The following is a 20,315-nucleotide window of genomic DNA, read 5'->3' as shown; positions in this document are numbered from 1 at the left end:
TCGCACTCCGGCGCCCTGACTATTCGCGCACGCACGCGCGCGGCGCCGGCGTGTCCGGCCACCGCAGCCGCATGTCCACCAGGAGCAGTCCATGCGACGCACTACCCTGCCTCATCCGCTCGTCACCCGCCTGTCCGCCGCCATTGCGCTCGCGCTCGCGGCATCCGCCTACGCGGAGCCGGTGCGCGTGTCCGGCCCGAGCCCGTTCGCCGCCTGCACGATCGGCGGCCCCGGCACGGTCTACGTGAACGCCGAGGTCGAGCCGTGGCTCGCGGTGAACCCGGCGAATCAGCAGAACATGATCGGCGTGTGGCAGCAGGACCGCTGGTCGAACGGCGGCGCGCACGGGCTCGTCGCCGGCTACACGTTCGACGGCGGCGCCACCTGGGCGCAGACCACGCAGCCGTTCAGCGCCTGTGCGCCGGGCGGGCTGCCATACGAGCGCGCGTCCGATCCGTGGGTGTCGATCGGGCCGGACGGCACCGCGTACTCGGTGTCGATCTCGTTCAACCAGTCGAACAACAGCAATGCGGTGGCGGCTTCGGTGTCGAGCGACGGCGGCCAGACGTGGAGCGGCCCGGCGCTGCTGATCGCCGACAACGAGCCCACGACGCAGTTCTTCAACGACAAGGAATCGGTCACCGCGAACCCGGTGAAGGCCGGCACCGCGTATGCGGTGTGGGACCGCCTCGAGCAGCCGAACGGCAATCCGCGCGCGAACCTGCATACGCAGGCGTTCCGCGGCCCGACGCTGTTCTCGAAGACGGTCGACGGCGGCAAGACGTGGAGCAAGGCGAGAGTCATCGTCCACGTGCCGTCGCGGCAGCAGACGATCGGCAACCAGATCGTCGTCGATCCGAAGAGCGGCACGCTCTACAACTTCTTCAACCTGATCAAGCCGCCGTTCAGCAAGGCCGCCGGCAAGGTCGCGTTCATCAAGTCGACCGACGACGGCGCGACGTGGACGCAGCCGCAGGTGATCGCCGGGTTGCAGACGGTGGGCGTGACCGATCCGATCACCGGCGAGCCGGTGCGCACCGGCGACATCATTCCGGAGCCCGCGATCGATCCCGCATCGGGGCAGCTTTACGTGGTGTGGCAGGACAGCCGCTTCAACGGCGGCCTCTACGACGAGGCCGCACTGTCGACGTCGACCGACGGCGGCGCGACCTGGAGCGCGCCGCTGCAGGTCAACACGCCGACCGGCCGCGCGGCGTTCAACCCGTCGGTGCGCGTCAACGAAGGCGGCGCGGTGATGGTCACCCACTACGACTTCCGCGACCTGCCGGCCGGCGACACGACGACGCTGCCCACCGGCTTCTGGCGCAAGATCTCGCTCGACGGCGGCCGCACGTTCGTCGCCGAACGGCGCGTCGGCGGGCCGTTCGACCTGAAGGTCGCGCCGAATGCGGAGGGCTTCTTCATCGGCGACTACCAGGGCCTCGACACGGGCCCGTCGTCATCGTTCCATCCGTTCTTCGTGCAGACCAACCCGAATCTCGCGAACCGCACGGACGTGTTCTTCGCGCCGTGACCGCCGTCCGGCCGCCTGAGCGGCGGCCGGCCAGACGCTCCCGATGATCCCCGCGCGCCGGCACCCGCCGGCGCCGCCCGCGTGTCAAGCGAGGAAACGCTCGACACGCCCTTCCATCCGCCTCTGACCCAGATCAACGGGCCTCACCGCACTCGTCGGATATAAGTGGACGCGTTCCGGGAAACGGGCGCGCGCATCGGCCATGCGCGCCCCGGCTCGCCCGGGATGCCCCAGCCATGGCGACGTCATGCACGTCCGCCGACCGACAACGAGGAAGACCATGCGCCACGTCGCGCTCCCCGATCCGCCGCCCGTTCGCGCGCGCGCCGCCCTTGCACGGGCCGCACGCGTGGCTATCGCGCTGGCCTGCGGCGGCCTGCTGTCGGGTTGCCTGTCGCTCGCGCCGCACTATGCGCGCCCGGCGCAGCCCGTTCCCGCGGCCTATCCCGACGTCAGCGCCGCCGAAGCGGCGCCCGCGACGGCCGTGCCCGACTGGCGCACGTATTTCGCCGACGCGCGGCTGCGCGCGCTGATCGAGCAGGCGCTCGCGAACAACCGCGACCTGCGGGCGGCCGTCGCGCGGGTCGAACAGGCGCGCGCCGTCTACGGCATCCGCCGCGCGGACCAGTGGCCGTCGATCGATGCGGGCGCCGCGTACGCGCGCTTTCGCACGCCGGGCGGCCTGCTCGCGCCGTCGCCGTTCATCGGCCGGCTCTACGACGTGCAGCTTGCGGAAACGCAATGGGAGATCGATTTCTGGGGCCGCGTGCGCAACCTGAAGGACGCGGCGCGCGAACGGTATCTGGCGAGCGATGCGGCGCGCCGCGCGGTGTCGCTGAGCCTGATCACGCAGGTGGCCGACGCGTATCTGGCCGTGTGCGCGTACGACGAGCGCCTCGCGCTGACCCGCGCGACGATCGACAGCCGGCGCGAGTCGCTGCGGATCTTCCGGCGCCGCCACGACGAAGGCGCGATCTCGCGGCTGGACCTGACCCAATCGGAAATCCTGCTGCAGCAGGCGGAAGCGCTCGGCGCGCAACTGGGCCAGGCGCGCGCGAGCGCCGCGGACGCGCTGATGCTGCTGGTCGGCGCGTCGCCCGACCTGCCCGCCGCACCGCTCACGCTCGACGACCAGGCCGTGATGCCGGCGCTCGCGCCCGGGCTGCCGTCCGCGCTGCTCGAAAACCGTCCGGACGTGATCGCGGCCGAGCACCAGCTTCGCGCGGCGCACGCGAACATCGGCGCGGCCCGCGCGGCGTTCTTCCCGCGCATCGCGCTGACGAGCGCGATCGGTTCGGGCAGCAGCGAGCTGCACAACCTGTTCTCGTCGGGCACGGGCACGTGGAGCGTGATTCCGAACCTGGCGATGCCGATCTTCGACGCCGGGCGCAATCGCGCCAATCTCGCGCTGACGAAGGCGCAGCGCGACGAAGCCGTCGCGCAGTACGAGAAGACCGTGCAAGGCGCGTTCCGCGACGTGTCCGACGCGCTCGCGGCACGCGACTGGCAGGCCGAGCAGCTGCGCGTCGAACGCGCGACGCTCGCGTCGCAGACGGAACGCGCGCGGCTCGCGAAGCTGCGCTACGACAGCGGCGCGGTGCGCTTTCTCGAAGTGCTCGACGCGCAGCGCGACCTGCTGAATGCCGAGCAGCAGCTCGTGCAGACGCGCCGCGCGCTGCTGTCGAGCCGCGTCTCGCTGTACGGCGCGCTCGGCGGCGCCCCGCTGGCCGGCGGCAACGATGCGCCGGCCGCCTCCCCTCACGATTCGACCGATTCGGGTTCCAAGCAATGAAGATGCCCAACCGCCAATATCTGATCGGCTTCGGCGCGGCCGCGCTCGCCCTCGGCGCCGCCTGGTACGGCTGGACCCTCTGGCGCGACGGCCGGGCCGACGCCGGGTTCGTGAGCGGCAACGGCCGCATCGAGGCGACCGAGATCGATGTCGCGACCAAGCTGCCGGGGCGTGTCAGCGCGATGCTGGTCGACGAAGGCGATTTCGTGAAGGCGGGCCAGCCGCTCGCCAGCATGGACGTGCTGGTGCTGCATGCGCAGCTCGACGAGGCGCGCGCGAAAGAACAGCAGGCGTTGAACACGGCCGCGAGCGTCGACGCGCAGGTCGCGCAGCGCCGCAGCGACAAGGCGGCGGCCGAGGCCGCCGTCGTGCAGCGCGAAAGCGAGCTGGACGCCGCGCGGCGCCGGCTCGCGCGCTCCGAGACGCTGTCGCGCGAAGGCGCGTCGTCGCTGCAGGAACTCGACGACGATCGCGCCCGCGCGCGCAGCATGGAGGCGACCGTGCGCGCCGCCCGTGCGCAGGTCGACGCGGCGCAGGCCGCGATCGACGCGACGAAGGCGCAGCTCGTCGCCGCGCACTCCGGGGTCGCGGCCGCGCAGGCGACCGTCGCGCGCGTGCAGGCGGACATCTCCGACAGCGAACTGACGTCGCCGCGCGACGGCCGCGTGCAGTATCGCGTGGCCGAGCCCGGCGAAGTGCTGCCGGCCGGCGGCAAGGTGCTCAATGTAGTCGACCTGGCCGACGTCTACATGACGTTCTTCCTGCCGGAGACCGTGGTCGGCAAGGTGCCGCTCGGCGCCGACGTGCGGATCGTGCTCGACGCCGCGCCGCAGTATGTGATCCCAGCGCGGGTGTCGTTCGTGTCGAGCACCGCGCAGTTCACGCCGAAGACGGTCGAGACGGCCAACGAACGGCAGAAGCTGATGTTCCGCGTGAAGGCGCGCATCGACCGCGACCTGCTGCAGCGCCATCTCCGGCTCGTGAAGACCGGGCTGCCGGGGGTCGCATGGCTGAAGGTCGATGCGCACGCGCGCTGGCCGGACACGCTCGCGGTGAAGGTGCCGCAGTGACGCCCGAGCAGGAAGCCGCCGGCCTGGTCGAGCGCGCGCCGATGCCGGCTGGCGGTGCCGACGGCGCCGTCATCCGCGTGGCCGGCGTGTCGCTGCGTTATGGCGCGGTGTGCGCGCTCGACGCCGTGACGCTCGACGTGCCCGCCGGGCGCATGATCGGGCTGATCGGCCCGGACGGCGTCGGCAAGTCGAGCCTGCTCGCGCTCGCGTCGGGTGCGCGGGCGATCCAGCAAGGCCGCGTGACGGTGCTCGGCGGCGACATGGCGTCGGCCGCGCACCGCGATCGCGTGTGCGGCCGCATCGCGTACATGCCGCAGGGGCTCGGCAAGAACCTGTACGCGACGCTGTCGGTCGAGGAAAACCTGCAGTTCTTCGCGCGGCTGTTCGGCCACGACGCGGCCGAGCGGCGGCGCCGGATCGACAGCCTGACGCGCAGCACGGGCCTCGATCCGTTCCTCGCGCGCCCGGCCGGCAAGCTGTCCGGCGGCATGAAGCAGAAGCTCGGGCTGTGCTGCGCGCTGATCCACGATCCCGACCTGCTGATCCTCGACGAGCCGACCACCGGCGTCGATCCGCTCGCCCGTGCGCAGTTCTGGGAGCTGATCGGCCGGATTCGCGCGGCGCGCCCGTCGATGAGCGTGCTGGTCGCGACCGCCTACATGGACGAGGCACAGCGCTTCGACTGGCTGATCGCGATGGATGCCGGCCGCGTGCTGGCGACGGGCACGCCCGCCGAGCTGCTCGCGCGCACCGGCTGCGACCGGCTGGAATCGGCGTTCATCGCGCTGCTGCCGGACGAGCGCCGGCGCGGCTACGTGCCGGTGCGGGTGACGCCGCTGCAGGTCGACGAAGCCGCCGGCTACGCGATCGAGGCGCACGACCTGACGATGCGGTTCGGCGACTTCGTCGCGGTCGATCACGTGAGTTTCCGGATTCGGCGCGGGGAGATCTTCGGCTTCCTGGGCTCGAACGGCTGCGGCAAGTCGACGACGATGAAGATGCTGACCGGCCTGCTGCCCGCCACCGAAGGCGACGCGAAGCTGTTCGGCCGGCCCGTCGCGGCCGGCGACATCAACACGCGCCGCCGGGTCGGCTACATGTCGCAGGGCTTCTCGCTGTACGGCGAGCTGACCGTGCGGCAGAACCTCGTGCTGCATGCGCGCCTGTTCGGCGTGCCGGAGGCCGAGGTCGCCGCGCGCGTGGCCGAGATGACCGAGCGCTTCGGCCTGGCCGGCGCGCTCGACACGCTGCCCGACAGCCTGCCGCTCGGCATGCGGCAGCGGCTGTCGCTGGCGGTCGCGATGGTGCACAAGCCGGAACTGCTGATTCTCGACGAGCCCACCTCCGGCGTCGATCCGGTGGCGCGCGACAGTTTCTGGCAGTTGATGATCGAGCTGGCGCGGCGCGACCGCGTGACGATCTTCATCTCGACGCACTTCATGAACGAAGCCGAGCGCTGCGACCGCATTTCGCTGATGCACGCCGGCCGCGTGCTCGCGAGCGACGCGCCCGCCGAGCTGGTGCGGCAACGCGGCGCGGCCACGCTGGAGGACGCGTTCATCGGCTACCTGGTCGACGCGCAGCGCGCGGGCGACGGGCCGCAGGCGGCGCCGGACGATGCTCCATGGGATGCCGGCGGGGAGGCCGGCGCGCCGCCGTCCGCCGCCGCCGCCCGGCCCGCGCCGCGCTTCAGTCTCGCGCGCGCCGGCAGCTACATGTGGCGCGAAATCCTGGAGCTGCGCCGCGACCCGGTGCGCGCGACGCTCGCGCTGCTCGGCTCGCTCGTGCTGATGTGCGTGATCAGCATCGGCATCAGCCTCGACGTCGACAACCTCACGTTCGCGGTGCTGGACCGCGACCAGACGATCCTGAGCCAGGGCTATGCGCAGAACATCGCCGGTTCGCGCTATTTCGTGCAGCGCGCGCCGCTCGCGGGCTACGACGACCTCGACCGGCGCATGCGCCGCGGGCAGTTGTCGCTCGCGATCGAGATCCCGCCCGATTTCGCGCGGGACGTCGCACGCGGCCGGCGCGTGCAGATCGGCATGTGGATCGACGGCGCGATGCCGCTGCGCGCGGAGACGATCCGGGGCTACGTGGCCGGCATGCACGAGAACTGGCTGCGCGACGAGGCGAAACGCCGGCTCGGCGCGTCGCTCGCGACGCCGGTCGACATCGCCGTGCGCTATCGCTACAACCCCGATGTGAGGAGCCTGCCCGCGATGATCCCGGCCATCATGCCGATGCTGCTGCTGATGCTGCCGGCGATGCTGACCGCGCTCGCCGTCGTGCGCGAGCGCGAGCTCGGCTCGATCGTCAACCTGTACGTGACGCCCGTCACGCGCACCGAATTCCTGATCGGCAAGCAGGCGCCGTACATCGTGCTCGCAATGCTGAACTTCCTGCTGATGGTCGTGCTCGCGGATCTCGCGTTCGGCGTGCGGATCAAGGGCAGCTTCGCGACGCTGCTGCTCGCCGTGCTGATCTTCAACGTCGTGGCGACCGGCGTCGGGCTGCTCGCGTCCACCTTCACGCGCAGCCAGATCGCCGCGATCTTCATGACGATCATCGGCACGCTGATTCCGGTCGTGCAGTTCTCGGGGCTGCTCACGCCGCTGTCGTCGCTCGAAGGCGCGGGCAAATGGATCGGCACCCTCTATCCGGCCACCTACATGCTCGCGATCAGCCGCGGCGTGTACAACAAGGGGCTCGGCCTCGCCGACCTGTGGCCGCAGTTCTGGCCGATGCTCGCGTCGGTGCCGGTCGTGCTGGCGGCCACCGTCGCGTTGCTCAGAAAGCAGGAAACCTGACCATGCAGCGTCTGCTCACGATCTACCGGCTCGGCGTCAAGGAACTGTGGAGCCTCGCGCGCGACCCGATCATGCTCGTGCTGATCGTCTACACCTTCAGCGCGTCGATCTACGCGGCCGCCACCGCACGGCCCGACACGCTGCACAAGGCGCCCGTCGCGATCGTCGACGAGGATGCGTCGCCGCTGTCGGCGCGCATCGCGTCGGCGCTCTTTCCACCGCAGTTCACGCTGCCCGCGATGGTCGACGCCGCGTCGGCCGATCGCGGCCTGGACGACGGCGACTACACGTTCGTGCTCGACATCCCGCCGAACCTCCAGCGCGACGTGCTCGCCGGACGCCCCGCGACGATCCGGCTCGACGTCGACGCGACGCGAATGAGCCAGGCGTTCACCGGCAGCGGCTACGTGCAGCAGATCGTCTCGGGCGAGATCGACACGTTCGTGCGCCGCCATCGCGGCGGCCCCGACCTGCCGGTCGATCTCGCGGTACACATGCGCTTCAATCCGAATCTCGACGAGATCTGGTTCGGCGCGCTGATGGAAGTCATCAACAACGTGACGATGCTGTCGATGATCCTCACGGGCGCGGCGCTGATTCGCGAGCGCGAGCACGGGACGATCGAGCACCTGCTCGTGATGCCGGTCACGCCCGCCGAAATCATGCTGGCGAAGGTATGGTCGATGGGGCTCGTCGTGACGGTCGCGGCGTTCGCGTCGCTCGTGTTCGTCGTGCGCGGCGCGCTGGGGGTGCCGATCCCGGGTTCGCTCGCGCTGTTCGTCGCCGGCATGGCGCTGCACCTGTTCGCGACGACGTCGATGGGGATCTTTCTCGCGACGCTGGTGCGCAGCATGCCGCAGTTCGGGATGCTGCTGGTGCTGGTGCTGCTGCCGCTGCAGTTGTTGTCCGGCGGGCTCACGCCGCGCGAGAGCATGCCGCAGGCCGTGCAGGACATCATGCTCGCGGCGCCGACCACCCATTTCGTCGAGCTCGCGCAGCGCATCCTCTATCGCGGCGCGGGCCTCGACGCGGTGTGGCCGCAGTTCGCGATCCTGCTCGTGATCGGGGGCGTGCTGTTCCTGCTGTCGCTGAAGCGGTTCCGCCTGACCATCGGCCAGATGGCGTGACGATCCGGCGGCGGACGCGGCATCGCGCGTCCGCCGCACCCGGACGTTAGCGCATCTCGGTCAGCACGACGCGCCCGTCGACCTGCCCCGCGCGCAGCTTCGCGAAGATCTCGTTGATGTTGCCGAGCCGGTCGCGGTGGATGTGCGCGCGCACGAGACCGTCGGCCGCGAAATCGAGCGATTCCTGCAAATCGCGCCGCGTGCCGACGATCGAGCCGCGCACCGTAATGCCGTTCAGCACCGTCGAGAAGATCGGCAGCGGGAAATCGCCCGGCGGCAGCCCGTTGAGCGCGACGGTGCCGCCCCGCCGCACCATCCCGAGCGCCTGCGCGAATGCGCTTCGCGACACGGCGGTGACGAGCACGCCGTGCGCGCCGCCGATTTCCTTCTGGATGATCGCGGCCGGATCGCTGGTCGATGCGTCGATCGTCAGTTCCGCGCCGAGCTGTTTCGCGAGCGCGAGCTTGTCCGGCGCGACGTCGATCGCCGCGACGTGCAGCCCCATCGCGCGCGCATATTGAACGGCGACGTGCCCGAGCCCGCCGATGCCGGAAATCGCGAGCCACTGGCCGGGCCGCGTGTCGGTCACGCGGATCCCCTTGTAGACCGTCACGCCCGCGCACAGGATCGGCGCGATCTCGTCGAACGCGACCTGCGCCGGCAGGTGGCCGACATAGTCCGGATCGGCGAGCACGTATTCTGCATAGCTGCCGTTCACCGAGTAGCCGGTGTTCTGCTGCTGGTGGCACAGCGTCTCCCAACCCGAGTAGCAGTGTTCGCAATGCCCGCAGGCCGTGTACAGCCACGGCACGCCGACGCGGTCGCCCTCGCGCACGTGCGTGACGCCCGCACCGACCGCCGCGACGACGCCCACCCCTTCATGGCCGGGAATGAACGGCAGCGACGGCTTCACGGGCCAGTCGCCGTCGGCCGCGTGCAGATCGGTATGGCAGACCCCGGACGCCTTGATGTTGACGAGGATCTGGCCGGGGCCCGGCGTCGGCACCGGCACCTCCTCGATGCGCAGCGGCTCGCCGAAGGCGTGCACCACCGCTGCTTTCATGGTCTGGGTCATGGGTCGCTCCTGTCTTGGTCGATGAGCGACCCAGTATCCGGAAGCGGGGTCGGCGACGGTTGACGCTCGTCAACGCGGCCGGGATCAGTTTGGATTTTGAGATGATATAACATATCATCACGCCTGATCGGCAGCCTGCCGGTGATCGACGCACACGCGCGACCGCCCGCACCGAGCCGATTCCGACGGGTCATTGCGCGCCACGAATGCAACAATATATCGTATCGGAAGTGCGTGCGGCGACCCGGTTTGACGACAACCGAAACGACCACACCGATCATGCGCGACCTGCCTCGCTTACCCCTTCGCCCGCTTTCCCCGCTTTCCCCGCTTTCCCTGATGCTGCTTGCGTCCTTCGCGCACGCGCAGGCCGGCGCGCCCGCCGATGCCGCGCCCGCCGCCGGCCAGCCGCTCGCCCCGATCTTCGTGACCGCCAACCCGCTCGGCGACGCGCAGCTGATCGCGCCGACCGCCCAGCTATCCGGCGATGCGCTCGTGCGCCGCCAGGCCGATTCGCTCGGCGAGACGCTGAACGGCCTGCCCGGCGTGTCGACCACCACCTACGGGCCGATGGTCGGCCGCCCGATCATCCGCGGGATGGACGGCGACCGGATCCGGCTGCTGCAGAACGGCGTCGCCGCGTACGACGCGTCGTCGCTGTCCTACGACCACGCGGTGCCGCAGGACCCGCTGACGATCGAGCGCGTCGAGATCGTGCGCGGCCCGGCCGCGCTGCTGTACGGCGGCAACGCGGTGGGCGGCGTGGTCAACACGATCGACAACCGCATCCCGCGCGAGGCGATCGAAGGCGTGACCGGCGCCCTCGATGCGCGCTACGGCGGCGCGAACGCGGTGCGTGCGGGCGCCGCGCAGGTCGAGGGCGGCAACGGCCGCTTCGCGTTCCACGTCGACGCGTTCGACCGCGAGACGAGCAAGCTGCGGATTCCCGGCTACGCGCGCAGCGCCGCGCAGCGCACGCTCGACGGCCCCGATGCGCCGCAGCCTTACGGCAGCGTGCCGAACAGCGACGGCCGGGTGCACGGCGGCGCGGTCGGCGCGTCCTACACGTGGGCGGACGGCTTCACGGGGCTGTCGTACAGCGGCTCCGAATCGAACTACGGCTCGGTCGCCGAGAACGACGTGCGCCTGAAGATGCGCCAGGAGCGCCTCGCGGTCGCATCCGAGGTGCGCAACCTGAGCGGCCCGTTCTCGCAGCTGAAGTTCGATTTCGCGTACACCGACTACCGGCACAAGGAAGTCGACGACGGCACGACCGCGACGATGTTCCGCAATCGCGGCTACGAGGCGCGCATCGAGGCGCGCCACCGCAAGCTCGGGCCCTTCGAGGGTGCGCTCGGCGTGCAGTTCGGCCAGAACCGGTTCTCCGCGCTCGGCGAGGAAACGCTCGTGCCGAGCACGCGCACGACCAGCGTCGCGCTGTTCGGGCTCGAGGAATGGAAGGTCAACGACGCGCTGAAGCTGAGCGTCGGCGGGCGCTACGAGCACGTGAAGCTCCAGCCCGATCCGGCCGGCGTCGACAAATTCGCGGGCGCGCAGCCGCGCGACTTCAACGCGGGCAGCGTGTCGGCCGGCGCGCTGTTCTCGCTCACCCCGGTGTGGTCGGTCGCGGCGAACGTCGCGTACACCGAGCGTGCGCCGACCTTCTACGAGCTGTATTCGAACGGCCCGCACGACGCGACCGGCCAGTTCCTGATCGGCAACCCGAATGCGTCGAAGGAAAAGGCGGTGTCGACCGACCTGTCGCTGCGCTACGCGAGCGGGCCGAACCGCGGCAGCGTCGGCGTGTTCTACAACCGCTTCGCGAACTACCTGACCGAGTACAACACGGGCCGCGTCGTCGACGACGACGGCGAGCCGGTCGCGCGCGGCACCGACGGCGCACTGGCCGAGGCCGTCTACCGCGGCGTGCGCGCGGAGTTCTACGGCGTCGAGCTCGACGGCAAGTGGCGCGTGTTCGCGCGGCGCGGCCACACGGTCGACGTCGAGCTGGGCGCCGACTACACGCATGCGCGCAACGTCGACACGGGCCAGCCGCTGCCGCGCATCGCGCCGCTGCGCGCGACGCTCGCGGCCGATTACGGCTACGGCCCGTTCGGCGCGCGCGCGCAGGTCACGCATGCGTGGGCGCAGCACCGCGTGCCGGACAACGACCTGCCGACCGACGGCTACACGTCGCTCGGCGTGATGCTGACCTACAAGTTCCGGATGGGTGCGACGCGCTGGCTCGCGTATCTGCGCGGCGACAACCTGACGAACCAGGACATCCGCTACGCGAGCTCGGTGGTGCGCGGGTTCGCGCCGCAAGGCGGCCGCAGCGTGCTGGCCGGCGTGCGCACGACGTTCTGACGCAGCGGTGCGCGGCCCTGCCCGATCCGGTCCGGGCGGGGCCGCAAATGCATCCCGCAAATATCAGACGAATAATGCGAAATTTACTGGTGATTTTTTAATTCGAACCGATGCCATTGAATCATCTGTAAAACATTATGGCGGTTATTCGAATATGAACGCTTGAATCACGAATGATCGATCCCCATTAGAAAATTGGCAGATGCCCCACAAAGGTGAGGCATATCAATGGCTTGCCTGACGAAATGCCGCGGGAAAACCAGCGGAAAATCAGGGTTTTGGAAGGGTAAAGATTTATCCGGTAAACCCGTTAAAGCCGGCACGACCCGAATTGCCGGTCGAATAATCATTCCACCGCCATCCATTCGTCCAAGAGGCCTACCGTGAAAATCGCCAGAATAAGCATCAAGACAAAACTGCTTGGCGGCTTCGGCCTGCTCGCCGCGATCGTCCTGATCGTGTCGGGCATGGCACTCAACGCGTTGTCCGATACCAACAACGAGTTTTCGCGGTACATGAACGGCGTGAACGCGCGGGCGGCCCTCTCCGCGCAGGTCCGCACCGCGGTCGACCAGCGTGCGATTGCGGCGCGCAACCTCGTGCTGGTGACGAAGCCGGACGACGTCGCGCTCGAGCTGGCCGAGGTTCAGCGCGCGCACAAGGAGGTGCAGGACCGGCTCGGCAAGCTGAAGGACATGATGGCGAACGCGACCGACACGACCGAGCGCGCGCGCGAGATGATCGCCGAGATCGCGCGCATCGAAGCGAGCTATGGGCCGGTCGCGCTCAACATCGTGGGCCTCGCGCAGAGCGGCCGCCGCGACGAGGCGATCGCGGAAATGAACCAGCACTGCCGGCCGCTGCTCGCCGAACTGGTGCGCGCGACCAGCGCATACGCGGCCTACACGCACGAGCGCGAGCTCGCGATCGCGCAGGCGTTCGCGGATCGCTACGAGACCGAGCGCAACATCCTCGCGGGGATCAGCGCGATCGCAATCGCGCTCGCGGCCGTCGGCGGGCTGTGGCTGACGCGCACGATCACCGCGCCGATCGTCACGGCGGTCGGCGTCGCGCGCACGGTCGCCGACGGCGATCTCGGCAGCCGCATCGACGTGCGCGGCAACGACGAGACGCGCGACCTGCTCGACGCGCTGCAGACGATGAATGCGCGGCTGATCGACATCGTGAGCCGCGTGCGCGACGCGTCGGGCAGCATCGCCACCGCGGTCGGCGAGATCGCGTCGGGCAACCTCGACCTGAGCCAGCGCACCGAGGAGCAGGCCGCGTCGCTGCAGGAAACGGCCGCGACGATGGAGGAATTCACGTCGACGGTGCGCCTGAACGCGGAAAACGCGCAGCAGGCCAGCACGCTCGCCGCGAACGCGTCGGAGGTTGCGCAGCGCGGCAGCGACGTGGTCGGCCGCGTGGTCGACACGATGACGGAGATCGGCGACAGCTCGTCGAAGATCGCCGACATCACCGGCATCATCGAAGGCATCGCGTTCCAGACCAACATCCTCGCGCTGAACGCGGCGGTCGAGGCCGCGCGCGCGGGCGAACAGGGCCGCGGCTTCGCGGTCGTGGCGAGCGAGGTGCGCAGCCTCGCGCAGCGCTCGTCGACGGCGGCCAAGGAGATCAAGGAGCTGATCTCCGCGTCGGTGCAGACGATTCGCGACGGCTCGACGCTCGCGGGCGAAGCCGGCAAGACGATGCGCGACGTCACGCAGGCGGTCGCGCGCGTGACCGACATCATGGGTGAGATCGCAGCGGCTTCCGCCGAACAGAGCCGCGGCATCGACCAGGTGAACCTGACGATTACGCAGATGGACCAGACGACCCAGCAGAACGCGGCGCTCGTCGAGCAGGCCGCGGCGGCGTCGAAGTCGCTCGAGCAGCAGGGGCACGAGCTGGGCGAAACGGTGGCCGCGTTCCGGGTGCCGGCCGGCGAGCGCGCGCAGTTCGCCGCGTACGAGCCGGCCACCGCCGCGCACGGCGCATGGCGGCCGGCTGCCGCGTGATGTGACGACGAGACGCGCCTGCCTGCACCACGCGCGTGCGCGACCGTCACATCCGACGAACGCGTGCGGCGACGCACGCGAGGCTCACGTAAACGCGCATGCGCGGAAGCCCCCGCGTGCGGCGCATTCGCGCCAGCGCAATCCCCGCCGGGGTCTGCGCATATCGCGCGCCCAGGCGCGGCGCGCATCGTCATTCGTCCTACCGCGGGCGAATTGCGTTTGATCAAAAATCGATCGCGACGCGCTTCTTACAGTGTGTTGATCGCTGGAACGAAACCGCCGCCATGGACGAACAACCGGTATGCGCAGCCGTGCTCGCCGATCGCTATGCGCGCGCGGGCGAGACGACGCGCGCGGCGATTTTCCATCGGGTCGCGCATGCACTCGCGCTCGCGGAGCCGATGACGGCACGCGCGCGCGTCGAGCAGATCTTCTACCGGAACATGCAGCGCGGCGCGATCGGCGCCGGCCGCATCATGGCCAACGCGGGCGCCGGCGCGGAAGGCACGATGGTCAACTGCTTCGTGCATCCGATCGCGATGCCGGGCACGGCGTCGCTCGCCGCCGTGCACGCGGCGCTCGCGCGCGCGCTCGACGAAGCGCGCATCACGCTGCTGATGGGCGGCGGCATCGGCTACGACTTCTCCGCGCTGCCGCCGCTCGCGGCCTACGAGCGATCCGGCGCGGACACGCCCGACGTGTGCGCCGCGATCGACCGCTTCGACCTCGTGTGCCGCGCGCTGCCGTTCACGGGCCCGCGCCGCGGCGCGCAGATGGCGGTCCTGCGCTGCGACCATCCGGACGTCGCCGCGTTCGTCGAAGCGAAGCGCGGGCGGCGGCGCTGGCCGACGTTCAACCTGTCGGTGGGCGTGACCGACGCCTTCATGCAGGCCGTCGAGCACAACCTGCCGTGGACGCTGCGGCATCGCGTGCCGCCCTGCTCGCCCGCCTGCACGCAAACGGCGCTGCCCGACGGCAACTGGACCTACGCGACGCTGCCGGCGCGCGCGCTGTGGCACGTGATCGTCAACGGGGCGCGCGACAGCTCCGAGCCCGGCCTGCTGTTTCTCGACACGATCGGCGCGGCCGATTCGCTGCGCGCGCACGAGCGCATCGAGGCGACGAACCCGTGCGGCGAGCAGCCGCTGCCCGCATACGGCAGCTGCGTGCTCGGGCCGGTCGACCTGACCCGCTTCGTGCGCCATCCGTTCGGCGTCGACGGCGAGCCGCGCTTCGATTTCGCGTCGCTCGCCGAAGCCGTGCGCGTGCAGGTTCGCATGCTCGACAACGCGATCGACCTGACCGTGTGGCCGCTCGCCGAGCATGCGCGCGAAGCGCACGACAAGCGGCGCATCGGCGTCGGCGTAACGGGCCTCGCCGACGCGCTGACGATGCTGCGGCTGCGCTACGACGGCGCCGCCGCGCGCATGGTCGCGCGCGAGATCGCGCTGACGATGCGCCATCACGCGTTCTCCGCATCGGCGTCGCTCGCGGCCGAGCGCGGCGTGTTTCCCGCGTACGATGCGGCCGACTATCTCGACGGCCCGTCGCATCGCGCGCCGCTGCCGATGGCCGTGCGCGAAGTGATCGCGCGGCACGGGCTGCGCAACAGCCACCTGCTGTCGTTCGCGCCGGCGGGCAGCGTGAGCCTCGCGTTCGGCGACAACTGCTCGCATGGCATCGAGCCCCCCACCGACTGGGTCGAGCGCCGCCAGGTGCGCACCGGCGACGATCACGTGCATGCGATTCGTGCGGAGAATCACGCATACCGGCTGTTTCGTCAGCTGCATGGCGAACACGCGCCGCTGCCCGACTACTTCATGAAGGCCGCCGACGTCGCGCCGGCCGATCATGTGTCGATGCTCGCCGCGCTGCAGCCGTGTGTCGACGCGGCCATCTCGAAAACGGTCAACGTCGACCGGCGCTGCTCGCTCGCGCAAGTCGACGCGCTGTTCTTCGCCGCATGGCGCGAACGCCTGAAAGGCATCACGATCTTTCGCCCCGATCCGGCGTTCGCGTCCGTCGTCTTCAACGGTGCGTTCGGGCATGCGCCGATGCAGGCAGGCTGAAGTCGGCATACGGCGCGCACGGCGAGATGCGCGGGGCCGAATCCCGCAGACTTTTAAAACCGACGAATGGCGAGTATCCTGAAAAAAGCACTCCCGGCCGGGCAACGGGTCACGTGCCTCGACACCTGCCCGGTCATTGCGGCCCCGTCTCGCGCTTCGCGCGGATGGCGGCGCCTGTCGCCCGCCGTGGCCGCACGATCTTCCCCCACCATTCGTCAGGAGAGCTGGTGAGCCGTCTCGTCGTCGTATCGAATCGCATCGCAGATCCACGTAAAGCCGCCGCGGGCGGTCTCGCCGTCGCAGTGCGGGACAGCCTGATGGAAACGGGCGGCGTCTGGTTCGGCTGGAGCGGCCGCCTGCGCGGCGACGACCATCAACCGTCACGCGGCAACGAGGTGCAGGTGCAGAACGTCGGCGGCATCCAGCTCGCGACGATCGATCTCGATCCGCAAGACTACGACGCGTACTACCTCGGCTATTCGAACAACGTGCTGTGGCCGGTGTTTCACTACCGGCTCGATCTCGCGCAATTCGACCGACGTTTCGCGGACGGCTATCGCCGCGTGAACCAGTTGTTCGCGCGCAAGCTGCGCACGCTGCTGCGGCCCGACGATGTCGTGTGGGTGCACGACTATCAGCTGATTCCGCTCGCCGCCGAGCTGCGCGCGATGGGCTGCACGAACCCGATCGGCTTCTTCCTGCACATCCCGATGCCGCCGCAGCCGATCATGGCGGCGATCCCGGAGCACGAATGGCTGATGCGCTCGCTGTTCGCGTACGACCTCGTCGGCTTCCAGACGGAAGGCGACCTGCTGCACTTCGAGCACTACGTCGAGGCGGAAGCCGGCGCCGCGCGCCTGCCCGACGGGCGGCTGCATGCGTTCGGCCGCACGCTGGCGGCGGGCGCGTTTCCGATCGGCATTAACGTCGACGAATTCGCGGCGCTCGCGGGCGACCGCGACGGCATCGACATGTTCGAGCGGATGCGCGACGAGTATTCGCGCCGCCAGCTGCTCGTCGGCGTCGACCGGCTCGACTACACGAAAGGCCTGCCGCAGCGCGTGCATGCGCTCCGGCAACTGCTCGAACAGTATCCGGAGAACCGCAACCGCGCGACGCTGATCCAGATCGCCGCGCCGAGCCGCGAGGATCTCGGCGCCTACGACGATCTGCGGCGCGAGATGGACAGCCTGTGCGGCGCGATCAACGGCGACTACGGCGAGCTCGAATGGATGCCGATGCGCTACATCCATCGCACCGTCGCGCGGCGCCGGCTGCCGGGCCTCTACCGCGCAAGCCGCGTCGCGCTCGTCACGCCGCTGCGCGACGGGATGAATCTGGTCGCGAAGGAATTCCTCGCCGCGCAGGACGAAGCCGATCCGGGCGTGCTCGTGCTGTCGCGCTTCGCGGGCGCGGCCGAGCAGTTGAGGGATGCGCTGCTCGTCAACCCGTACGACACGCAGGGCACCGCACAGGCGATCCAGCGCGCGCTGACGATGCCGATCGACGAGCGCCGCCAGCGTCACGCGGCGCTGATGGCGACCGTGCGCAAGTACGACGTGCACTGGTGGCGCACGCGCTTTCTCGACGCGCTCGCCAATGCTGCGGAGGTCGCGGCCGTGCATCCGTGACGTGCATCGGGCGGGCGGCACATGCCCTCGCCCGCTGCACGCTCGCAGCGCGTCACCGTCGGGAGCGAAGCTCGATCGCGCGCCAGAACGCATCGCGCCGCGCCTGCAGCGTCGACGAAATCCCGTGCGGCAGGAACGCAGGCCCCGTATCGGGCTGCACGACCGCGCCGATGTAGAGCGCCTCCCGCGCATGCGGCGGCACGTAGCGCGTGTCGCGGCTGAAGCCGAGGATGAGGCAGCCGAGATCGCGATCGTAGAAGCGGCTTCGCGACCACATGTTCAACGTCGTCAGCATCCGGCCGGGCACGGCGACCTCCTCGGTCGGCGCACCGGGCAGGTCGGTGCGGTTCCACAGCGTCTTGCGGCTGCCGTCGTCGAGCACGAGCGTGAGCGCGAGCGGAATGCTGCCGCTCGTGACGACGGCTTTCTCGACGTTGAATCGCTTGTCCGGCGCGGGCGCGGGGAAATCGACCGTGTATTTCTCGACGCCGCCCAGCGGGTCGGCGATGATGCCGGTCGCATCCGTGCGCTGCCCGCTCCACTGTTTCGGCCCCTTGCCGGCCGGATAGCGGACATTGACGACGCGCGGCGTCCGGTTGAACAGTTCGATGTCGATCGCGGAAAAGCCCGCCAGCGGGGCGCTGAACGGCGTCGCGACGCCGTTGGCCGCCCATTGCGCGCAGGTGCGATCCCAGTCGTCGGCAGTGCCGTATGCGCGGCTGTAGACGTCCTTGAACGGAAACTCCCGCGTGGCTTCCGGATGCGCAACCGGATCGAGATACACGAGCAGCACGCGGAAATCGTCGACGAGCAGCGTCAGCCTCTGCTCGAACGGCTGCCAGTAGTCGTAGATGGCCGTCTGATGCTGGCCCGGGCTCGACGGCGCGCGCTTCGCGAGTTCGGCGCGCTGCGCCGCAGCGACGCGATCGATATGCGCGAGATACGCCTGCGTCGTGCGCGTGGCCTCGTTCGCGACGTCGGCGAACGACGCGGCGCTCCAGCCCCAGTCCTTGCCGTGCAGCACGCAGTCGCGCAGCAGCGCCATGTGGAATTGCGTGAAGATCGCGAACAACGGCAGGAGCGTCCACGCATACGCCGGATTCTGGAATTCCGGGGCGGCCGCGACGAACTGCGTGTTCGTCGCGATGAACTGCATCCGGATCGTATCGCGGTCCTGCGCGGCGACCGCCTGCAGGTACAGCTTCAGCGCATCGCCGAGGCCGTTCAGCTTCGCCTGCAGCAGATTGAACACGGCGCCGTCGATCTTTTCGTCGATCATGGCTTCGACTTGACGGCGTATTTCGCCCCAGACGTCGCGCGTGGGCTCCGGCCACAGCATCGACACGATCGCGCCGAGGATGCCGCCGACTTCGGGGATCATCGACACGGCCGTGACGACCACGGTCTTCAGCTTGTCGAGCAGATCGTCGACGTCCACGCCGACGGGGGCCGCGTGTACATGCGGCAGCGTCATCGCCAGCCCCGCCGCGGGGATCGTCTTGAGTAATGCGCGTCGTGTCAGCATGCCTGCGTCCGTCCTGTCTGAATATTCATCACATTCAGTAGACGAATCGCAGCGCTAAATGTTTAACGATTTTTTGTCCGACGTCACAAGCTCGTCTGCACGTCCTCGAGCACCGCGCCGTTCACGTCGCACACGTCGACCGACACCGGAATGCCGGTGCGCACGCTTTCCGTGACGACGCAATACGCATCGAACTGTTCGAGCGCGCGCGACGCATCCGCGAGTTCGGCCCACGCCTTGCCGACCGACAGCCGCACCGCCATCGCGCCCACCCGCACGCGCCCGGTTTCGTTCTGCACCATTTCGACGTCGATATGCGCGGCCACCGGCCGGCAATCCATCTGATGTTTGTCGAGCGCGAACAGCAGGCTGGCCGCGAGACAATGCGCGACCGATGCCGCCAGCAGGCGCACCGGATTCGGCCCGCTGCCCTGCCCGAGCGGCGGTGGTTCGTCGGTGAGCATCACGGGCAGGTCCGTGCCCGTGAAACGGACTTCGAAGCGGAAGCGTTCGCATTGCGCGACGTCGACCGACACACGCTCTTCGCTCATGGCGACTCCGTCGGAAGAATGGGGATGGATGCGGCGCGATCGCGCCGGGTGCCGATCGATTGTTGGCCCGGCAGCGCGCGGGTGGCAATCGGCATTTCCCGGACTTGAACCGGCGCGCCAAAGTTGGCGATCCGTCAGCGATCGGGTTTGCGTGGCGCGTCGTAGGCCATGAAGTCGTGCACGTCGGCGGTTGCGTCGCCGCGCCCGCCGGCGGGCGATGCGCCCTGCTTCGGTTGTTCCGCGCGCTGCTGCGCGGGCGCGTCGTCCGGCGGCGACGCAATCAGAGCCTGCAGCGCGTCGTGTTCGAGCACTTCGCATTCGAGCAGGCGCCGCGCGATCCGCTCGAGCGCGTCGCGATGCTCGGCGAGGGTCGCGGCCACCCGCGCATGCGCGTCGGCGAGCAGCGAGCGCACCTCGTCGTCGATCAGCTGCGCGGTGTGCTCGCTGCAGCGCCCTTCGCCGCCATGCCACGCGCCGGGTATGCCCGTGCGCGGGCCGTCGTCGAAGGTCGCGAGGCCGACGCTCTCGCTCATCCCGTATTGCGTGACCATGTGGCGCACCATCGCGGTCGCGCGTTCGAGATCGTTCTGCGCGCCGGTCGACACGTCGGCGAACACCAGTTCCTCGGCCACCCGCCCGCCGAGCAGCGCGTCGAGCCGGTCGAGCAGCTCGCTCTTGCGCAGCACGTAGCGATCCTCGGTCGGCACCTGCTGCGTGAAGCCGAGCGCCGCGACGCCGCGCGGAAT

The 20,315-nt window shown here is 69.7% G+C and carries 12 protein-coding genes and 1 pseudogene; 9 read left to right on the top strand and 4 right to left on the bottom strand.

Features of this window, described 5'->3' with window-relative positions; translation table 11 throughout:
- The first annotated feature begins 91 nt into the window (after nt 1-91).
- From HWY45_RS31515 to HWY45_RS31495, 5 genes are all read left to right on the top strand, one after another.
- Nucleotides 92-1,534 carry a sialidase family protein gene (locus tag HWY45_RS31515; RefSeq protein WP_059881177.1) on the top strand — a complete coding sequence of 481 codons (1,443 nt, stop codon included), beginning with the start codon at nt 92-94 and terminating at the stop codon, nt 1,532-1,534.
- A gap of 280 nt (nt 1,535-1,814) precedes the next feature.
- Nucleotides 1,815-3,326 carry an efflux transporter outer membrane subunit gene (locus HWY45_RS31510; RefSeq protein ID WP_059881179.1) on the top strand — a complete coding sequence of 504 codons (1,512 nt, stop codon included), beginning with the start codon at nt 1,815-1,817 and terminating at the stop codon, nt 3,324-3,326.
- A complete protein-coding gene (locus HWY45_RS31505; RefSeq protein ID WP_059564392.1) occupies nt 3,323-4,396 on the top strand; it encodes an HlyD family secretion protein in 1,074 nt (357 codons plus the stop codon). Before HWY45_RS31510 ends, HWY45_RS31505 begins: the two co-directional genes overlap by 4 nt.
- Before the next feature lie 41 nt (nt 4,397-4,437).
- Nucleotides 4,438-7,206: a ribosome-associated ATPase/putative transporter RbbA gene (rbbA, locus tag HWY45_RS31500; protein ID WP_059881203.1), complete on the top strand. Its 2,769-nt coding sequence runs from the start codon at nt 4,438-4,440 to the stop codon at nt 7,204-7,206.
- Between the two features lie 2 nt (nt 7,207-7,208).
- Nucleotides 7,209-8,333: an ABC transporter permease gene (locus HWY45_RS31495; RefSeq protein WP_059805093.1), complete on the top strand. Its 1,125-nt coding sequence runs from the start codon at nt 7,209-7,211 to the stop codon at nt 8,331-8,333.
- Nucleotides 8,334-8,379: 46 nt separating this feature from the next.
- Here HWY45_RS31495 and adhP read toward each other — a convergent pair whose 3' ends face one another.
- On the bottom strand, nt 8,380-9,408 hold the full coding sequence (adhP, locus tag HWY45_RS31490; RefSeq protein ID WP_059881180.1) for an alcohol dehydrogenase AdhP: 1,029 nt from the start codon (nt 9,406-9,408) through the stop codon (nt 8,380-8,382).
- A gap of 339 nt (nt 9,409-9,747) precedes the next feature.
- Between adhP and HWY45_RS31485 the strand changes: the two genes are divergently transcribed.
- From HWY45_RS31485 to otsA, 4 genes are all read left to right on the top strand, one after another.
- Nucleotides 9,748-11,775: a TonB-dependent receptor gene (locus HWY45_RS31485; RefSeq protein WP_059805088.1), complete on the top strand. Its 2,028-nt coding sequence runs from the start codon at nt 9,748-9,750 to the stop codon at nt 11,773-11,775.
- Nucleotides 11,776-12,158: 383 nt separating this feature from the next.
- Nucleotides 12,159-13,793: a methyl-accepting chemotaxis protein gene (locus tag HWY45_RS31480; RefSeq protein WP_059881182.1), complete on the top strand. Its 1,635-nt coding sequence runs from the start codon at nt 12,159-12,161 to the stop codon at nt 13,791-13,793.
- A gap of 284 nt (nt 13,794-14,077) precedes the next feature.
- Nucleotides 14,078-15,862, top strand: a complete 1,785-nt coding sequence (locus HWY45_RS31475; protein WP_059881184.1) for an adenosylcobalamin-dependent ribonucleoside-diphosphate reductase — start codon at nt 14,078-14,080, stop codon at nt 15,860-15,862.
- A 227-nt stretch (nt 15,863-16,089) separates the two neighbouring features.
- Nucleotides 16,090-17,493, top strand: a complete 1,404-nt coding sequence (gene otsA / locus HWY45_RS31470; protein ID WP_059881187.1) for an alpha,alpha-trehalose-phosphate synthase (UDP-forming) — start codon at nt 16,090-16,092, stop codon at nt 17,491-17,493.
- Between the two features lie 52 nt (nt 17,494-17,545).
- Here the strand turns inward: otsA and HWY45_RS31465 are convergent, their stop codons facing one another.
- The 3 genes and pseudogenes from HWY45_RS31465 to HWY45_RS31455 form a co-directional block, all read right to left on the bottom strand.
- Nucleotides 17,546-19,018, bottom strand: coding sequence for an insecticidal delta-endotoxin Cry8Ea1 family protein (locus tag HWY45_RS31465; protein WP_230942624.1), 1,473 nt, complete (start codon nt 19,016-19,018; stop codon nt 17,546-17,548).
- 83 nt (nt 19,019-19,101) lie between these two features.
- On the bottom strand, nt 19,102-19,569 hold the full coding sequence (locus tag HWY45_RS31460; RefSeq protein ID WP_059564384.1) for an OsmC family protein: 468 nt from the start codon (nt 19,567-19,569) through the stop codon (nt 19,102-19,104).
- Nucleotides 19,570-19,703: 134 nt separating this feature from the next.
- Nucleotides 19,704-20,315, bottom strand: a pseudogene (locus HWY45_RS31455) (cell division protein FtsH); the annotation flags it as partial.

This window comes from Burkholderia stagnalis, from assembly GCF_902830275.1.
GTDB lineage: Bacteria > Pseudomonadota > Gammaproteobacteria > Burkholderiales > Burkholderiaceae > Burkholderia > Burkholderia stagnalis.
The sequence above is the reverse complement of the archived record's forward strand: the minus strand, read 5'-3'. Positions and strand labels throughout refer to the sequence as shown.